The organism is Streptomyces angustmyceticus (assembly GCF_019933235.1).
Taxonomy (GTDB): domain Bacteria; phylum Actinomycetota; class Actinomycetes; order Streptomycetales; family Streptomycetaceae; genus Streptomyces; species Streptomyces angustmyceticus.
The window spans coordinates 5,050,789-5,068,580 of record NZ_CP082945.1; the positions used below are offsets into that span (position 1 = coordinate 5,050,789).

At 73.9% G+C, this 17,792-nt stretch carries 12 protein-coding genes; 7 read left to right on the forward strand and 5 right to left on the reverse strand.

The annotated features are described in order from the left end of the window. Positions 1–282 precede the first annotated feature (282 nt). From K7396_RS22675 to K7396_RS22690, 4 genes are all read right to left on the reverse strand, one after another. Entirely contained in the window at positions 283–1,227 is a 945-nt protein-coding gene (locus K7396_RS22675; protein WP_152105175.1) for a carbohydrate ABC transporter permease, read from the reverse strand. Next, a complete protein-coding gene (locus tag K7396_RS22680) occupies positions 1,224–2,585 on the reverse strand; it encodes a carbohydrate ABC transporter permease (RefSeq protein WP_223660169.1) in 1,362 nt (453 codons plus the stop codon). The genes K7396_RS22675 and K7396_RS22680 overlap by 4 nt, the downstream gene beginning before the upstream one ends. Before the next feature lie 94 nt (positions 2,586–2,679). Then, positions 2,680–4,065, reverse strand: coding sequence for an ABC transporter substrate-binding protein (locus tag K7396_RS22685; RefSeq protein WP_152105174.1), 1,386 nt, complete (start codon positions 4,063–4,065; stop codon positions 2,680–2,682). 521 nt (positions 4,066–4,586) lie between these two features. After that, entirely contained in the window at positions 4,587–8,147 is a 3,561-nt protein-coding gene (locus K7396_RS22690; RefSeq protein ID WP_152105183.1) for an FHA domain-containing protein, read from the reverse strand. Between the two features lie 489 nt (positions 8,148–8,636). Here K7396_RS22690 and K7396_RS22695 point away from each other — a divergent pair, with 489 nt between their 5' ends. The 4 genes from K7396_RS22695 to K7396_RS22710 all read left to right on the forward strand — a co-directional run bounded on the left by K7396_RS22695 (position 8,637) and on the right by K7396_RS22710 (position 14,316). Continuing rightward, positions 8,637–10,286 carry a serine/threonine-protein kinase gene (locus K7396_RS22695; RefSeq protein ID WP_152105173.1) on the forward strand — a complete coding sequence of 550 codons (1,650 nt, stop codon included), beginning with the start codon at positions 8,637–8,639 and terminating at the stop codon, positions 10,284–10,286. Between the two features lie 337 nt (positions 10,287–10,623). Further along, positions 10,624–11,931: a serine/threonine-protein kinase gene (locus K7396_RS22700; RefSeq protein WP_086717348.1), complete on the forward strand. Its 1,308-nt coding sequence runs from the start codon at positions 10,624–10,626 to the stop codon at positions 11,929–11,931. Positions 11,932–12,043: 112 nt separating this feature from the next. Further along, the gene (gene prfB, locus K7396_RS22705) at positions 12,044–13,150 is read left to right on the forward strand and encodes a peptide chain release factor 2 (RefSeq protein WP_086717349.1); all 1,107 of its coding nucleotides are present in this window, start codon (positions 12,044–12,046) and stop codon (positions 13,148–13,150) included. A gap of 323 nt (positions 13,151–13,473) precedes the next feature. After that, on the forward strand, positions 13,474–14,316 hold the full coding sequence (locus K7396_RS22710) for a hypothetical protein (protein ID WP_086717350.1): 843 nt from the start codon (positions 13,474–13,476) through the stop codon (positions 14,314–14,316). A gap of 102 nt (positions 14,317–14,418) precedes the next feature. Here K7396_RS22710 and K7396_RS22715 read toward each other — a convergent pair whose 3' ends face one another. Further along, the gene (locus K7396_RS22715) at positions 14,419–14,613 is read right to left on the reverse strand and encodes a hypothetical protein (protein WP_086717351.1); all 195 of its coding nucleotides are present in this window, start codon (positions 14,611–14,613) and stop codon (positions 14,419–14,421) included. 251 nt (positions 14,614–14,864) lie between these two features. Here K7396_RS22715 and ftsE point away from each other — a divergent pair, with 251 nt between their 5' ends. The 3 genes from ftsE to K7396_RS22730 all read left to right on the forward strand — a co-directional run bounded on the left by ftsE (position 14,865) and on the right by K7396_RS22730 (position 17,787). Beyond that, positions 14,865–15,554, forward strand: coding sequence for a cell division ATP-binding protein FtsE (gene ftsE / locus K7396_RS22720; RefSeq protein ID WP_018091242.1), 690 nt, complete (start codon positions 14,865–14,867; stop codon positions 15,552–15,554). 32 nt (positions 15,555–15,586) lie between these two features. Next, entirely contained in the window at positions 15,587–16,501 is a 915-nt protein-coding gene (gene ftsX / locus K7396_RS22725; protein WP_086717352.1) for a permease-like cell division protein FtsX, read from the forward strand. Positions 16,502–16,569: 68 nt separating this feature from the next. Beyond that, complete coding sequence (locus K7396_RS22730; protein ID WP_086717353.1) at positions 16,570–17,787, forward strand: S41 family peptidase; 1,218 nt, start codon at positions 16,570–16,572, stop codon at positions 17,785–17,787. The last annotated feature ends 5 nt before the right edge of the window (positions 17,788–17,792 follow it).

A 17,792-nucleotide genomic window follows, 5' to 3' on the forward strand; every position in this document is an offset into this window, starting at 1 on the left:
CCGGTTCTCCGGTACGCCGGTCTTGCGGGTGTTTCCGATATTCCGGTGTTCCGGTGTTTCGTTATTCCGGCGTTCCGGCGTTCCGGCGTTCCGGTGTGCGGGGATGCGGCGGTACGTCTGCTGTTGTCGGCACCGGAGCACGCGATCCACGCGGCACCCGGGCGCTCACCACGACACACCCCTGACCCACCGTGCGGGGCACGGCGGCGACGTCATCGTAGGCCCGGCAACATGAACGGCAGATGACCGGCGGACGGGCACCGGCCGTCCCCGGTGCGCAGCTCACTTCACCGCGCCGGCCATCACACCCGAGACGAACTGACGCTGGAAGGCGAAGAACACGATCAGCGGCACCACCATCGACACGAACGCCCCGGGCGCCAGCACATCGATGTTGTTGCCGAACTGCCGCACCTCCTGCTGCAGCGCGACCGTGATCGGCGGATGCCCGCTGTCCGCGAAGATCAACGCCACCAGCATGTCGTTCCACACCCACAGGAACTGGAAGATCCCCAGCGAGGCGATCGCCCCACCGCCCAGCGGCATCACCACACGGGTGAAAAGCCGCAGCTCACCCGCCCCGTCCAGCCGCGCCGCCTCCAGCAGCTCCCGCGGGATCTCGGCGAAGAAGTTCCGCAGCAGGAACACCGCGAACGGCAGCCCGAAGGCCGTATGGAACAGCACCACCCCGGCCGTCGTCTCGAAGAGCCCGACCGCCCCGAACAGCTTGGCCACCGGAATCAGCGCCACCTGCACGGGCACCACCAGCAGCCCCACCACGACCAGGAACCAGCCGTCCCGCCCGGGAAAGTCCAGCCACGCGAACGCGTAACCGGCCAGCGACCCGATGACCACGACCAGCACCGTCGCCGGCACGGTGATCTCCGCCGTGGTCAGCAGGGAGCCCATCACCTTGTCGTTGGCCAGCAACCGGCTGTAGTTGTCCCAGGTGATCTGCGCCGGCTGGGCGAAGACCTGCCACCAGCCCGACCCGGCGATGTCCCGCGGTCCGCGCAGCGAGGACAGCAGCAGCCCCACCGACGGCATCAGCCAGAACAGGGCGACGAGCACCAGGACGATCCGCAGCACACCGCCGCCGGTCCGCGCCGCGAGCCGGGCCACCAGCGGCCGCCCGCCCCGCCCCGCCCGCCTGCCGCCCCGGCCCGCCCCACCGGCACCGCCCGCCCCGGGGCGCCCGTCCGGCGCGACACCCTCCACGGTCGTCATCGGCGACGCTCCTTCCGTATGCGCCGGAGATTGACGTACATCACCGGCAGCACGAGCAGCAGCAGGAACACCGCGATCGCACTGCCCAGCCCCTCGTCGACATCGGTACCGAACGACGACTGGAAGAGCTGCAGCGCCAGCACGTTCGCGGACCGGATGCTGGAGCCCGGCGCGATGATGTAGACCAGATCGAAGATCTTCAGCACATTGATCATGAGGGTGACCAGCACCACCACCAGAACCGGCGCCAGCAGCGGCACCGTGATCCGGCGGAACACCTGCCACTCGCCCGCCCCGTCCACCCGCGCCGCCTCCAGCAGCTCCCGCGGCACACCCGCCAGCCCCGCCGCGATCAGCACCATCGCGAAACCCGCCCACATCCACACGTACGAACCGATGATGGCCGGCGTGACCAGCGCCGGACCCAGCCACTCCACCCCGCCGTAGGCCGCCGCGAAATTCGCCGCCGGCAGCCGCAGCCGCGCGCCGTCCGCCCCGGCGGGCAGCACATAGGTGCCGTCGGCCGCCGTCGTCGCCGAGGCGACCACCCGGCCGCCCCTGACCGCCTCCACCGTCAGCCCCGCCAGCGCCTTCTCCGCGCCGTCCACCACCCCCGGGCGCCCGCCCCCACCACGGGTGAAATCCAGCCACACGGTGCCCGTGACCCGCCCCGGCCGGGGCCCGGCCACCGCCGCCGGCCGCGCGCCGCGCACATCCCCCGGCCGGACGGCGACCAGCGGCAGACTCACCGCCGACCCCGCCCGCACGGCCGAGCGCGTCGTGAACCCGCCACCGCCGGACGGCGCCAGCGCGGAGCCCGGCCGCGGCCTGGCACCCGGGAACGGCGCCGGATCGGAGAAGGTGTCATGGACACCCACCCACACCGCGTTGGCCACCCCGCGCTCCGGATCCTGGTCGTAGACCAGCCGGAAGATGATCCCGGCCGCCAGCATCGAGATCGCCATCGGCATGAACACGATCAGCTTGAACGCGGTACCCCACCGGATCCGCTCCGTCAGCACCGCGAAGACCAGCCCCAGCACCGTCGACACCGTCGGCGCCACCACCACCCAGACCACGTTGTTCCGCAGCGCCGTACGGATGCCGTCGTCCGAGAACATCGCCCCGTAGTTGCCCAGCCCCACGAACCCGTCCCCGGACGCGTCGAACAGACTCCGGTACACGGAGAACACGATCGGATAGGCCACCAGCGCCCCGAGCAGCAACAGCGCCGGCAGCAGGAACACCGCCGCGATCCACGACCGGCCCCCCGGAATCCCGCCCCGGCGCCCGCCACCACCGCCGCGCCCCCCGCCCGCGCTGCCGCCACCCGCCCTGCTGACCTCTACGGCGCTCATCGTGACGGTCCCCCGTTCCCGGTCGACACGGCCGTCGGCACCCGCCCGGTGCCGGACGGCTCCCGGTGGCCCCGCGCCCGGACGCTTCGCGCACTCAGCGCCCGAACGACTTCGCGGCGTCCTTCTCCAGCCGGGCCTGGGTGCCCGCGACATCCTTGGGGTTCTTCAGGAAGTCCTGCAGGTCCTTCCACTCGCCCTGGCCCGGCTTGCCGCCGAAGGAGGCGGGCGCCTGGTCCGACATGTCGAACCGGAAGTCGTCGCCCGCCGCGATCAGCGCCTTGGCGATCTCACGCATCACCCCGTCGGCGTACGCCGCCTGATCGAGCTCCTTGTTCGGCGAGAGGAACCCGCCCGCCTGCGCCCAGATCTTGGCGGCGTCCGTCGACGCCAGGAACGTCAGCAGCGCCTGCGCGGCCTCGGAGTCCTTGAGGGCCACCGCCACATCGCCGCCGGTCACCACCGGCGACCTGGCACCCACCGCCGGGAACGGGAAGACCTTGGCGTCCGTCCCCACCTTTGCCTTCGTCTGCGAGATGCTGGCCGCGGCGAAGTCGGCCGACGAGACCATCGCGGCCTTGGGAGCGTCCCCGCTGAACGTCTGGGTCACCGACGTCGGGAAGTCCGTCTGCAGCGCACCGGAAGCGCCGCCCGCGAGCAGCTCCTTGCGGCCGAAGAGCTGACCGAGCGTCGTCAGCGCCTGCTTGACGGAGGGATCCGTCCACTTGATCCGGTGCCGCGCCAGCCGGTCGTACTTCTCCGGCCCCGCCTGGGAGAGATACACGTTCTCGAACCAGTCGGTCAGCGTCCAGCCGTCCGCCCCGCCCACCGAGACCGGCTCGACGCCCGACTCGGACAGCGTCCGCGCCGTCGTGAGGAAGTCCTGCCAGGTCTTCGGCTCCTTGGCGCCCGCGGTGTCGAACGCCCGGGCGTTGTACCAGACCAGCGACTTGTTGCTGGCCTTGAAGTAGACGCCGTACGCGGTGCCCTTGTGGGCGCCGAGATCCCGCCAGCCCTTGGTGTAGTTCTTGGCGAGCTGCGCCCTGGCGGCGCCGCCGAGCGGCTTGAGCCAGCCCTTCTCGGCGAACTCGCCCAGCACACCGACCTGCTGGAGCATCGCCACGTCCGGCGGCCCGCCACCGGCGATCTTGGACCCGATGAAGCCGGCCATGTCGTCGCCACTGGGCACGAAGTCGACCGTGGCGCCGGTGCGCTTCTCGAACTCGTCCAGCACCTTGACGAAGTTCTCCCGCTCCGGCCCCGTCCAGACCGCGGTGACCTGCAACTTCTGGCCCTTGAGCTGAGGGAGGCGCACCGTGGGGGCCGTGCTGCCGCCCTTACCGGCCCCACCGCCGTCGTCCTTCGTACCACCGCCGCTGCTGCCGCACGCCGCCAGCACCAGGGCGAGCGCCGAGCCCACCGCCACGGCGGCCGTGGCGCGTACCGCCCTGCGATCGAGCGTGCCGTCGAGTCGTCCGCGCATCCCCGTAGCCCCTTATCGCCGCGCCTGCCGTGCCGGTGCCAAGGGGGCCGTGCCATGTCGTGCCTGCCGTGCCGCGGCGCCCCTGCCGTGCCGTTCGCGTCCTGCCGTTCGCGTCGTGCCCTGCGGTGGTGCGTGATCGCGCTGCGCCTCGTCGTGCCCTGCGGTGTCCGACAGTCCTACGCCCTGCCCCCGACCACCGCAATACCGCCTCCCCCGCCAACTCCCCTTTCGTGACGCTGCCGTTATGACACGGGGAGTACGCCCGGGGCGCACTGGGGTGCGGCGGGCCCTGCTGGCGGTGAGGACGGCTGGGGCGTGGCGGCCGTGCCGGCGACGACGACAGTGCCGACGACGGCGACGGCGACGGCGGCTCGGGCGCGGGCGGCCGTGCCGGCGACGACTCGGGTGCGGCGGTCGCGAAGGCGGGGCCTGGTGCGTGGCGGGGCCGCGAAGGCGACGGCTCATAGGCGGCGACCCGTCGGGCGTGGTGGCCCGTCCGGTGTGGTGGCGGGCCGTGGCGCCTACGGCGGGGTGACTGCCGCGCCCGGGGACTGGGCGGCGCGCTGCAGGGCGCTGGCGAGCAGGGCCAGGTCCGTCGGGCCGTTGCCCAGTTCGCGCAGCGGGCGCCGGGCCGGCGGGTCGCCCATCCGCTGCCACTCCAGCGGCACGACCGTCGGCCGGAGGGTGGACGTCCGGGGTATCCGGCCGGTCACCCGGCCCGCCTGGAACGGCGTCGAGGAGTCGTCCGCCGCGCGGTGCAGCCGTCCGCGGCCCGGGGGCACCGGCTCGGACGGGTCGTCGGCGGCGCCCAACTGGATGCGCAGACCGGCCCCTTCGCTGGTCGCGGTCTCCGCCGTACGGTCCGGGTGCCCGGTGGCGGCTATCAGGTGGACCCCGAGCGCCACCCCGTCCCGGGCCACCGCCTCCAGGGCGCGCACCACGGAGCCGGCGGCGGGCCGGCCGGTGCTGCCGAGGGCGGGGGCGACCAGGGCGTCGAAGTCGTCGACGAGTACGAAGAGGCGGGGCATGGGCGCGGCCGCGGCGGGGGCGCCCTCCGGGCCGGCCCGGCCGGCCGGGGTGGTGGGGGGCAGGCCGGCGGGGGCGGGGGCTGCGGCGGTGGGGCCGGTGGCGGCCGGGGCGTTGTGGGGGGCGCGGAGGCGGAGGGTTCCGGTCGTGGACGGGTTCGCCTCGGTGCCGCCGCCCGTTCCACTATCACGGCAATGATTACGGTGAGTAATCGGTTCCTGCTCTCCGTGACCGCCGGGGGTGTCGCTGTGGCCGCCGCTCCCGCTCTCGGCCGGGCGGCGTGGGGCGACGATGCGGGGGGCCGGCAGGTGTGTGGCGCGCCATTCGGCGAACGGGGTGCCGGCGAGTATGTCGGCCCGCCGCTTGAGTTCGGAGGAGAGCGCCTGGGCGAATTCCCGCATGCGGACCGGGTCCGAGGCGGCGAGGTGGGTCGCGACGTGCGGCAGGTCGGTGCAGACCCGCAGCCCTTCGCCGCGCTCGCTGCCGCCGCCGTCCACCAGCACCAGCGACAGCAGGTCCGGGCGGTCGGCGGCCGCCAGCGAGGCGGCCAGCGAACGCAGGAGTTCGGTCTTGCCGGTGGCGGCCGCGCCCTCCACGACGAGGTGGGTGCCGTCGGCGGCGAGGTCGGCGCAGAGCGGGCCGTGCGGTCCGGCGCCGAGTACCGCGGGGGCGGTGGGCCGGTCGGTGTCCAGCGCGGCGGCCCAACGGGCCATCAGGGACGCCGGGGTGGCGCGGGCCAGCCCCAACTCGTCCAGCAGCCGCGCCGCGTCGGGCAGGGGGACGGCCGCGCGCGGCGCCCGGCCGCCGGCCGCGGTGTCGCTCTCGCGCAGCGGCGCCAGCGCCCGCGCGAACCGTTCGGCCCAGGCGCCGGAGACCGCGTCCACCGTGGCGACGGTGCCGTTGGGCCCGGAGCCCGGCTGGACGACGCGCAGCGCCGTGGCGACGTCGCCGCTGAGCACCGCGACGGCCCCGCACTCGCCGAAGGCGGGCGATGCCGCGCGGGCCGCTTCGTACGTCGCGGCCAGCGGGAAGGCGGGGGAGGCGGCCGGGGTCTCGGCCAGGCACAGGAGGTGGATGCCGGCCGCCGGGCCGCCCGCGGCGAGCCGGGCGGTGGTCTCGCGCAGCGCGGAGCTGCCGGGGTCGCCGTCGACGACCACGAGGGTGTACGGGCCCTGGTGGCGGGCGGCGGCGGAGGCGGTCTCGGCGCGTTCGGCGCCGGCCCAGCCGGGCCCCAGCGGGCCGTCGTCGAGCCGGCGCACCAGCTCGGAGGTGCGGGCCGCGGCCTGTTCGTGGTCGTAGGCGAGGAGCAGCCGGCAGTCCTGGCCGTGGGCCGGGCGGACGTGCGGCAGCCAGCCGAGCCAGGACCACTGCGCCACCCGTTCCTCGGCGGGGCGCGAGCGGTCCGTGCTGATCAGTACGAGGTCGAGGGTGCCGGGGGAGTGCAGGGCCGTGAGCTGGGCGAGGGCGGCGCGGGTCAGTCCGGTCAGCCGGGAGCGCGGTCCGGCGAGGCCGAGGGAGCCCGCCCGGCGCAGGTCCACGGTGACCGGCGCGGCGGTCCGGCCGCCGTGCCGGGCGGCGGTCCCCAGCCGGACGGTCAGGGCGTCGGGGTGGTCCGGGCCGCGCTCCCAGAGCCGGGGGCCGGGGCCCAGCGCGGTGAGCAGGACGGCGGCGGCATCGGGCCAGCGTTCGTCCGCGGCGGGCCCGGAGAGCGTTTCGGGCAAGGGCGCGCCGTCGGGGGTGTCGGTGAAGGCCGGGCGGGAGGCGCCGGCCGGTTCGTACTCCGCCGTGAGGGCGGGCCGTTCCACGGCGGGCCGGCCGCCGGCCAGGCGTCGTGCCCAGGCGCCGATGCCGCCCCGGCGCCCGCCCTTGCGGGGGCCTTCCCCGGCCGGTGCCAGGGACTGCTGCCCGCCGTGCGTCGGGTCCTGCGCGCCGGCCGGGAAGCCGTCGCCGTGGTCCTGTGGGCCGGGGCCGTCCGCCGGGCCGCCGGCGGGGGCGCGGTCGTAGATGTGGCCCGTGGAGGCGCCGGGGAGGGGTGGAGCGGCGGCGCCGTACGGGGAGTTCTGGCCGGGGGCGTCGTACCGGGCCGGGGTGCCGCGCAGGGGGGTGTCCCGCCGGCCCGGTGCGCCGCCCGGCCCCGGTGCGGCGGCGGGGGCGAAGGCAGCGGCGGGCGCGGCAGCGTCGTCCGTCGCCCGGCCGCGGCCCCCGACTGCGGCGTGACCGCCGTCGGCCGCCCGCTCGTGGCCCCCGGCCCCCGTATACGCGCCCTCGGCGGCGGAGGTGACTCCCCGTGGGCCCGCTGCCTCTGCGTACTGCCCGTACTGCCGCTGTGCGTACGGCCCGTGCCCCTGCGCCCGGCCCGCCGCTGCCGCCTCCGGGGCCGCGCCGGCGCTCCCCGGGGCGATGCGCAGATGGCCCTCGCCGTCGGGGGCGGTCGGCAGGGCGGGGTCGGGGGCGGTGGGGGCGGACTGGAGGCGCAGGGCGGATTCGCCGATGCGCAGCAGGGCGCCGGGGCGCAGGGGGGCGGGCCGTTCGCCGAGGTCGGTGCCGTCCACGGCGGTGCCGTTGGTGGAGTGCAGGTCGGCGACGTACACCGCGCCGTCCGGTTCGACGGTGACGGCGCAGTGCAGCCGGGAGACGTCGGGGTCGTCGAGGGGGACGTCGGCGTCGGCGGAGCGGCCGATGCGGATCTGGCCGCCGTGCAGCAGGTGCACGCCGCCGGCGTCGGGTCCGGAGACGACGCGCAGGCGGGCGGAGCCGTGCGGCAGGCCGTGTGCCGGGGCGGGGCCCGGGGCCTGGAGGGAGAGCACCGCGCCGTCGATCAGCGGGGGTTCGCCGAGGGCCGCGCGCTGCGGGTCGAGGCGTTCGGTTCCGGCGTAGAGCACGACGGGGCCGCTGCCGCCCGCGCCGCCGACGTCCGCGCCAGAGCCGGCCACGGAGGCCGCGAGCGAGCCGGCCACCGCCGCCAGGGCGGTCCCGGCGGGGGCCGTCACGAGCACGTCGCAGGTCCGTGTGGTGTGGCCGCTGCGCGGCCCGAGGACGGTCAGCCGGATCTGCATCGCCGTCAACGGTCCCTTCTGCCGGGGTCCGGTAGGGGCCCGCACAACTCCCCCCACCGCACCCGGGCACGTCGGCACGTACAAGTCCCAAGTGCACGTCACGGCAAGGGCCGCGCCTCCACCGCATCGTGCTGGGTGCATCCTCGCACCTGCCACTGACAACACGCCCGCCGACCGCCATTCAGTGATCTTGATTGGTCTTCTAAGGGCGAAAAAGTGCCTGCTTGCGTGCCGTGCCCGGCCGGTTTCCGACTGCCGTGGTCAGCTCGGAGCGGTCCGCGGCAGGATGGCCGGCCGGCCCCGGCGGCGGTCGGGCGCGGCAGGCAACCATCCGTTCCGGAAGTGCGTCTTCCCCATAAGCCCGTCCCGGGCCGCCGGACCGAAAAGTTTGTACGACGGCACTACAGTGGGTCGGACGGTCCGCGCGGAGTCGATCAGCCGACCCGGCGGGCCGGGCAAGGGAACCATCACGACCAGGGAGCGCATGACGTGCGGCCGGTAGGCAGCAAGTACCTGCTCGAGGAGCCGCTGGGACGCGGCGCCACGGGCACCGTCTGGCGTGCCCGCCAGCGGGAGACGGCGGGCGCCGAGGCCGCCGTGGCAGGAGAGCCCGGTGAGACGGTCGCGATCAAGGTCCTCAAGGAGGAGCTGGCGCACGACCCGGACGTGGTGATGCGCTTCCTGCGGGAGCGCTCCGTCCTGCTGCGCCTGACCCACCCCAACATCGTCCGCACCCGCGACCTGGTCGTCGAGGGCGATCTGCTCGCCCTGGTGATGGACCTGGTCGACGGCCCCGACCTGCACCGCTACCTGCGGGACAACGGCGCCCTCAGCCCGGTGGCGGCCTCGCTGCTCACCGCCCAGATCGCCGACGCGCTGGCGGCCAGCCACGCCGACGGCGTGGTGCACCGCGACCTCAAGCCCGCCAACGTCCTGCTCGCCGGGTCGGACGGCAGCGGCGAGATGCACCCGATGCTGACCGACTTCGGCATCGCCCGCCTCGCCGACTCCCCGGGCCTGACCCGCACCCACGAGTTCGTCGGCACCCCCGCCTATGTGGCGCCGGAGTCCGCCGAGGGCCGCCCGCAGACCTCCGCCGTGGACGTCTACGGCGCCGGCATCCTGCTGTACGAGCTGGTCACGGGCCGTCCGCCGTTCGCCGGGTCGACCGCGCTGGAGGTGCTGCACCGCCACCTCAGCGAGGAGCCGCGCCGCCCCAGTACCCTCCCCGAGCCGCTGTGGACGGTCATCGAGCGCTGTCTGCGCAAGCGTCCCGAGGAGCGGCCCAGTGCCGAGAACCTCGCCCGCGCGCTGCGCACCGTGGCCTCCGGCGTCGGGGTGCACGCCACCCCGGCCGCGGCCGAGGCCGCGCTCGGTGTCGCCGCGCTGCTCGCCCCCGACCCGGCGCCCGCGACCGTCCCCGGGACGGGCGCCGACGGTGCCCAGGCCGTCGGCGGCGACGCCGACCCCACCCAGGTGCTGCCGTCCGGCGCCGGGTCCTACGACCCCGCCGCGGCCACCAGCGTGCTGCCGTCCACGGGCGGCCCGGGTGGTCCGGGCGGCCCCGGGGGCGCCGACCCGACCCGCGCGATGCCGCCGATGCCCATGGGCGCACCGTCCGGCGGGCCGCAGGACGGTGACGGCCTCCATCCCTGGCAGTCGCAGATGCGGGCCGCGCGCGACCGCAACGAGCAGACCCAGGTGCAGTATCTGGATCCCTCCGAGGACCCGCTGCGCCGCCGTCCCCAGCGCCAGGCCGCTCCCCAGCAGCCGCCGCAGCGTCCGCAGCAGCCGCAGTACCGCCAGCCCGCTCCGCCGCCGTACGCGCAGCAGCAGCCGCAGGCCCCCCAGCGCCGTCAGGAGCCGCCGCCGCAGCGCTACGAGCCGCAGCGCCCGCCCGCCCCGGAGCCCCGGCCCCGGCGCGAGCCCCGTCAGCGCAGCGCCAACCCCATGAAGATCCCGGGGCTGGGCTGCCTGAAGGGCTGCCTGTTCACGCTGATCCTGCTGTTCGTGGCGGCGTGGCTGGTGTGGGAACTGACCCCGCTCCAGGAGTGGATCGGCACGACGCGGGGCTTCTTCTCGCAGGTCGGGCACGTCTTCCACAGCGTGCAGCGCTTTGTGGAGAAACTCGGCGGCTGACCCGCCCGCCCGGGGGCCCGCCGTGGTCCGCGGGCGCCCGTGAATCTGTGCGCGCGCCGCTCCGGGCCCGTGCCGCCTGTCCGCAGGCCGGCCGGGCCCGCGGCGTTTCCGGGCTCCGGGGTACCGGTGCCGTCAGGCCCCGGCGCCTCACGCCGCCGGCGCGCCGGACCGCTCCGCGAAGCGACTCAGTTGATTTGTCGACTTCCGGCGGACAATTTCGCTCACAGAAGTGAAGGTTGCCACGTTCCGGGGCACGGAACCCCCTGGCACCCGCGTAGCTTTGACGCCAACCTCAGCCCCCGCAGGACGCTCGGGGGCCCGACACGTCGGAGCAGTCTTGGCACGGAAGATCGGCAGCCGGTACACCGCCCACCAGATCCTGGGGCGCGGCAGTGCCGGCACGGTATGGCTGGGCGAGGGTCCCGAAGGGGCCGTGGCCATCAAGCTGTTGCGTGAGGATCTCGCCTCCGACCAGGAGCTCGTCGGCCGCTTCGTGCAGGAGCGGGCGGCGCTGCTGAGCCTGGCGGACCCGCATGTCGTCGGCGTCCGTGACCTGGTCGTCGACGGCAACGACCTGGCGCTGGTCATGGACCTCGTACGGGGCACCGACCTGCGCACCCGGCTGGAGCGCGAACGCCGGCTGGCCCCGGAGGCCGCCGTGGCGATCGCCGCCGATGTCGCCGACGGGCTGGCCGCGGCGCACGCCGCGCGGATCGTGCACCGTGACGTGAAGCCGGAGAACGTCCTGCTGGACATGCAGGGGCCGCTGGGCCCCGGCGGCGCGCACCCCGCCCTGCTCACCGACTTCGGCATCGCCCGGCTCGTCGACTCGCCGCGCCGCACCCTCCAGCCCGCGGCGGGGGGCAGCTCCGGCGCGCTCCGCTCGGCCAAGGTCATCGGCACCCCCGACTACCTCGCCCCGGAGATCATCGAGGGCCTTCCGCCGCGCGCCTCCGTGGACGTCTACGCGCTGGCGACCGTCCTGTACGAGCTGCTCGCCGGGTTCACGCCGTTCGGCGGCGGCCACCCCGGGGCGGTGCTGCGCCGCCATGTGACCGAGAGCGTGGCGCCGCTGCCCGGCATCCCGGACGAGCTGTGGCAGCTGCTGCTGCAGTGCCTGGCCAAGGCGCCGGCCTCCCGGCTGCGCGCCCCGGAGCTCGCCGCCCGGCTGCGCGAGCTGCTGCCCGGCCTGGTGGGCATGCCGCCGCTGGACATCGACGAGCCGGAGGACGAGCAGGCCGAGGACGAGCCGGAGAGCGCCGCCGCGTCCCGCGAGGAGCCGTACTACCCGGCGGCGCCCGCGGCGGACGCCACCCCGCCGCGCGGCGCGGTCCCGCTGGTCCAGGGCGCGGCCCCCGACTCCAACCGGGAGACGCACACCAGCATGCGGGTGCCGGGCCCGGACGAGCTGGCGGGCGGCGCCCACGGCACCGCCCGTGCCCCGCGCGCCGCCGGTGAGCGCCGGGCGGGCTCGGCCCGGCACCGCTCGTCGCCGGACGCGGTGCGCCGCCGCCGGATCCGGCTCGGCGCGGCCGCCGCCGCGGTGGTCGTGGCGGCCGGCCTGGGCGGCTGGCTGGCCTCGGGCGACGACTCGGCCGGCGACGCCACACCGGGCGTCCACCAGCCGGAACCCGACACTCCGTGAGGGCCCGCCGCGCGCCGGCCGGGCCCCGCAGGCGCGGCTGTCCGCGGTGACCGGCGGGCCCGGTCTGCCGGGGCCGGGTCACGCTGACGGTGGCAGCCGTTAGGCTGGGTGCGTGGCAGTCGTCGATGTATCCGAAGAGCTGAAGTCCCTCTCCTCGACCATGGGGTCGATCGAGGCCGTCCTGGACCTCGACAAGATGAGGGCCGATGTCGCCGTGCTCGAGGAGCAGGCCGCGGCGCCGTCCCTGTGGGACGACCCGGAGAACGCACAGAAGATCACCAGCCGGCTGTCCTACCTCCAGGGCCAGCTGCGCAAGGCCGAGGACCTGCGCGGCCGGGTCGACGACGTCGAGGTGCTCTTCGAGCTCGCCGACGCCGAGGGCGACGAGGACGCGCGGGCCGAGGCCGAGGCCGAGCTGACCGCCGTCCGCAAGGCGGTCGACGAGCTGGAGGTCCGCACCCTCCTGTCCGGCGAGTACGACTCCCGTGAGGCGGTCGTCAACATCCGCGCCGAGGCCGGTGGCGTGGACGCCGCCGACTTCGCCGAGAAGCTGCAGCGGATGTACCTGCGCTGGGCCGAGCGGCACGGCTACAAGACCGAGCTCTACGAGACCTCGTACGCGGAAGAGGCCGGCATCAAGTCGACCACCTTCGCCGTCCAGGTCCCGTACGCCTACGGCACGCTCTCCGTCGAGCAGGGCACGCACCGCCTGGTGCGCATCTCGCCGTTCGACAACCAGGGCCGCCGCCAGACGTCGTTCGCCGGTGTCGAGGTGCTGCCCGTCGTCGAGCAGACCGACCACATCGAGATCGACGAGTCCGAGCTGCGGGTCGACGTCTACCGTTCGTCCGGCCCCGGCGGCCAGGGCGTCAACACCACCGACTCCGCGGTCCGGCTGACGCACATCCCCACCGGCATCGTCGTCTCCTGCCAGAACGAGCGCTCGCAGATCCAGAACAAGGCGACCGCGATGAACGTCCTCCAGGCCAAGCTCCTCGAGCGCCGCCGCCAGGAGGAGCAGGCGAAGATGGACGCGCTCAAGGGCGACGGCGGCAACTCCTGGGGCAACCAGATGCGTTCGTACGTCCTGCACCCGTACCAGATGGTCAAGGACCTGCGGACCGAGTTCGAGGTCGGCAACCCCACCGCGGTGCTCGACGGCGACATCGACGGCTTCCTGGAGGCCGGTATCCGCTGGCGCAAGCAGCAGGAGAAGTAGCGGATCCGCGCGCTCCGTACGTGAAACAACTGCCTCCTTCGGGGAGGCAGTTGTTTTTGCTGTGGCGGTTTGGTCACAGTCGTATGTCCATGTACCGCCCACCGCTTGGCAATTCGGGCATCGGGACTTTATTCGGCCTTGACGATGATGGCCGAACTGGGAAGGCTGAGCGCGGCATGCGTATGTCTGGGGCGCGTGTGAGAACGGGGACTGGAGTGGCCCGCCTGTAGAGGCGGAGCCGAGGCTCGTGCACCCCGACATCGGCTCGTCGCCCCGTGCAACGGTGCTCCCATGACGAGTTCAGCTACTGGGGGTAGCAGTACATGACGAAGAAGACGCGGCTGCGCGTAGCGCGCATTGCGGCCGGTGCGGTGATTGCGGCGGGTGCGTCGCTCACCGCTGCCGGCGCCGCTTCCGCCGCCAGCCCGGGTGAGGCCCCGGGCCAGGACGGCGGGATCATCGGCGGCATCATCGGCGGGATCATCGGCGGCGGCGACTCCGGCGGTGACTCCTCGACCGGTGGTGACACCTCGACCGGTGGCGACGACAGCACCGGCGGCACCGGCGGCGAGATCGGCGGCAGCGTCGGCGGCGACGAGACCATCGGTGGCACCGCCACCGGTGGCGACGAGACCACCGGCGGCTCGACCACGGGCGGCGACGAGACCACGGGTGGTTCCACCACCGGTGGCGACGAGACCACCGGCGGTTCCACCACGGGCGGCGACGAGACCACGGGTGGCTCGACCACCGGTGGCGACGAGACCACCGGCGGTTCCACCACGGGCGGCGACGAGACCACGGGTGGCTCGACCACCGGCGGTCACGACACCACCGGCGGGTCCACCACCGGCGGTCACGACACCACGGGTGGCTCGACCACCGGCGGCACCGGCGGCGACGAGACCGGTGGCAGCAGCACCGGCACCGGTACCGACAACGAGGGCACCAAGCCGATCGAGCAGCCCGGCCAGGGCAAGGAGCAGATCGCTGACACGCCCGGCCAGGCGAAGCAGCAGGCCAAGGGCGGTGAGCTGGCGGAGACCGGTTCCTCCGGTACCACCTTCCTGCTCATCGGCGCTGCCACGATGATCGCGGGCGGTGTGGGCTTCCGCATGCTGCCCCGCCTGATCAACAAGAACGGCGGCGGCGCCGCGGCGGCCTGACGCCGACGCGCCACACGCGGGAGGGGCCCGGGACGCACCGCGTCCCGGGCCCCTCTGCGTCGCCAGCGGTCGTACGTGGCCGAAAAGGGCCGCGGACGGGTGTCAGACGGCCTGGTGGAGCAGTACGGACACCGCGATCAGCACGATCATCAGTGCCACCAGCATCGCCGGGCTGAGCTGGGCGAAGATGCCGCCCGCCTGCTGCTGAAGTCGTTCCCTGCTCGCCCGGCACACGGGGCAGCGGCCCTCGCTCACAGGGGCCGCGCAATTGGCGCACACCAGCCGGTCGTACGTCATGCGACCTCCTTCTCCACTGCACCAACGCACCGGGGGGCGCATTGGTTCCCTCTTCCACTGTGCCAGCACATCGCCGGAACGGCGCGCCCCGCGGGATTGTGCGCCCTTTTGTCCCGTAGGTGCCGTGAACAAACGCACCAACCCCCTACGCCGAACTGGGCCCCCGCGCGAGGTTCGCGTATGGTCACGCACACCGACGGGAGCCGCAACTCGGCAACCGTGCCCCTATTCAGGTCGACCGTGGTGCATCAGTGATCCGATTCGACAACGTCTCCAAGACTTACCCGAAGCAGAACCGCCCTGCACTCAGGGACGTCTCGCTCGAAATCGAGCGCGGCGAGTTCGTCTTCCTGGTGGGGTCCTCGGGCTCCGGTAAGTCCACCTTCCTGAGGCTGCTGCTGCGCGAGGAGCGCGCCAGCCACGGCCATGTGCATGTGCTGGGCAAGGACCTCGGGAAGCTCTCCAACTGGAAGGTCCCGCAGATGCGGCGCCAGGTGGGCACGGTCTTCCAGGACTTCCGGCTGCTCCCCAACAAGACCGTCGGGGAGAACGTCGCCTTCGCCCTCGAAGTGATCGGCAAGCCGCGCGGCCAGATCCGCAAGACGGTTCCCGAGGTCCTCGAACTCGTCGGTCTCGGCGGCAAGGAGGACCGGATGCCCGGTGAGCTCTCCGGTGGTGAGCAGCAGCGCGTCGCCATCGCCCGGGCCTTCGTCAACCGGCCCATGCTGCTCATCGCGGACGAGCCCACCGGCAACCTCGACCCGCAGACCTCGGTCGGCATCATGAAGCTGCTGGACCGGATCAACCGGACCGGTACGACGGTGGTCATGGCCACCCACGACCAGCAGATCGTCGACCAGATGCGCAAGCGGGTCATGGAACTCGAAAAGGGCCGGCTCGTACGCGACCAGTCGCGCGGCGTGTACGGCTACCAGCACTAAGCGTGTACGGCCCCCAGCACTGAAAGGACGCCATGCGCGCCCAGTTCGTCCTGTCGGAGATCGGCGTCGGTCTCCGCCGAAACCTCACGATGACCTTCGCCGTCATCGTCTCCGTAGCCCTCTCGCTCGGCCTGTTCGGCGCCTCGCTGCTGATGCGCGACCAGGTCAGCACGATGAAGGGCTACTGGTACGACAAGGTCAACGTCTCCATCTTCTTCTGCAACAAGAACGACGCCGACACCGGCGCCAACTGCGCCAAGGGCGCCGCCACCCAGCAGCAGAAGAACGACATCAAGGCCGAGCTCGACCGGCTGCCGATCGTGCAGAAGCCGGTGGTCTACGAGTCCAGCGACCAGGCGTACAAGCACTACAAGGAGCAGTTCGGCGACACCCCCGTGGCCGGGCTGGTCACGCCCGACCAGCTTCCGGAGTCCTTCCGCGTCAAGCTCAAGGACCCGACGAAGTACGCCGTCATCAAGTCGGCGTTCTCCGAGCGGCCCGGTGTCCAGGAGGTGCAGGACCAACGGGACACCGTCGAGCCGCTGTTCAACCTCCTCAACGGCATGAACATCGCCGCGCTGGTCGTGATGGGGCTGATGCTGGTCGTTGCGCTGATGCTGATCGTCAACACCGTGCGGGTGTCGGCGTTCAGCCGGCGGCGGGAGACCGGGATCATGCGGCTGGTGGGAGCGTCCAGCTTCTACATCCAGATGCCGTTCATCCTGGAGGCCGCCATCGCGGGCCTGCTGGGCGCCGCCTTCGCCTGCGTGCTGATCGTCGGCGGCAAGTACGTCCTGGTCAACAACTGGCTGGCGAAGAAGATCCAGGTGATCAACTTCATCGGCTGGGACTCGGTGGCGGCGGTCCTCCCGCTGGTCCTCCTGATCGGGCTGCTGATGCCCGCGCTCGCCGCGTTCTTCGCGTTGCGCAAGTACCTCAAGGTGTGAGCTTTGCCAAGGGGCGCCGTACGGTCAACGTGCCGTACGGCGCCCTTTTGTCCCCTAGACTCACCGGCATGTCGGGCCCGTGTTCGTACGACCGGCCCCGCCGCATTCGCCGCGGGGCGGCCCTGACGTTGTTCCTCGCGAGCGTGCTCGCCACCGGCGCCGCGACCGGCACCTGGAGCCAGGGCCCGCAGGGCCCGGCCCGGCGGCCCGCCCCGGAGGGCAGGGCCCTCGCCGCTCACACACCCCGCTCCGCCACCGCGGACCGCGCGGCCGTCGAACGGGCCGCCGCCGAGGCCGTCGCGGACGGCAAGTCCGGTGCCCAGGCCGCCGCCGACGTCGTCAGCCGCAGCGGAGACCGCTGGTCGACGATCTACAGTCCCGGCGAGTTCAAGGACTTCCAGGCGCAGTTGGACGGCGGCTACGTCGGCGTCGGGCTCTGGGTGCGGCAGGCCCGGCACGGCCGGATCGAGGTGTCGCGGGTGCAGCCCGGCGGCCCCGCGGCGCGGGCCGGTGTCGCCGTGGGCGACCGGCTGCGCGCGGTGGACGGCCGGGCCTCCCGGGGCGCGCCGGTCACCGAGGTCGTCGCCCGGCTGCGCGGCGCCGCCGTCGGCGCGAGCCGCGGTCCGGCCGCGGTCGGCAGCCCGGTGACGCTGGACCTGCAGCGCGGCACCCGCCACTGGTCGGCCACCTTGCACCGCGCGCGGCTCAGATCCCGCAACGTCGTCGTCGACCGCCCGGCCGGGGCGCACGGCCCGACCCGCGTCAAGATCGCCGCGTTCGCCAAGGGCACCGGCGCCGCGGTCCGCCGGGCGGTGCGCGACGCCTCCCCGGAGGGCGGCATGCTGCTCGACCTGCGCGGCAACACCGGCGGCCTGGTCACCGAGGCCGTGGCGGCCGCGTCCGCCTTCCTCGACGGCGGGCTGGTCGCGACGTACGACGTCCGCGGCAGCCAGCGCGCGCTGTACGCCCACCGCGGCGGCGACACCCGTCTCCCGCTGGTCGTCCTCGTGGACGGCGGCACGATGAGCGCCGCCGAGCTGCTGTCCGGCGCGCTCCAGGACCGGGGGCGGGCGCTCGTGGTGGGGTCGCGGACCTTCGGCAAGGGCTCGGTGCAGATGCCCAGCACGCTGCCGGACGGTTCGGTCGCCGAGCTGACCGTCGGCCACTACCGCACCCCGGCCGGCCGGAATGTCGACGGCGACGGACTCACCCCGGACGTCGTCGTGGGCAGCGGCGCGGAGAAACGGGCCCGCACAGTATTGAGTGGCCTCGGGGGCGGGGCGTAGTGCGA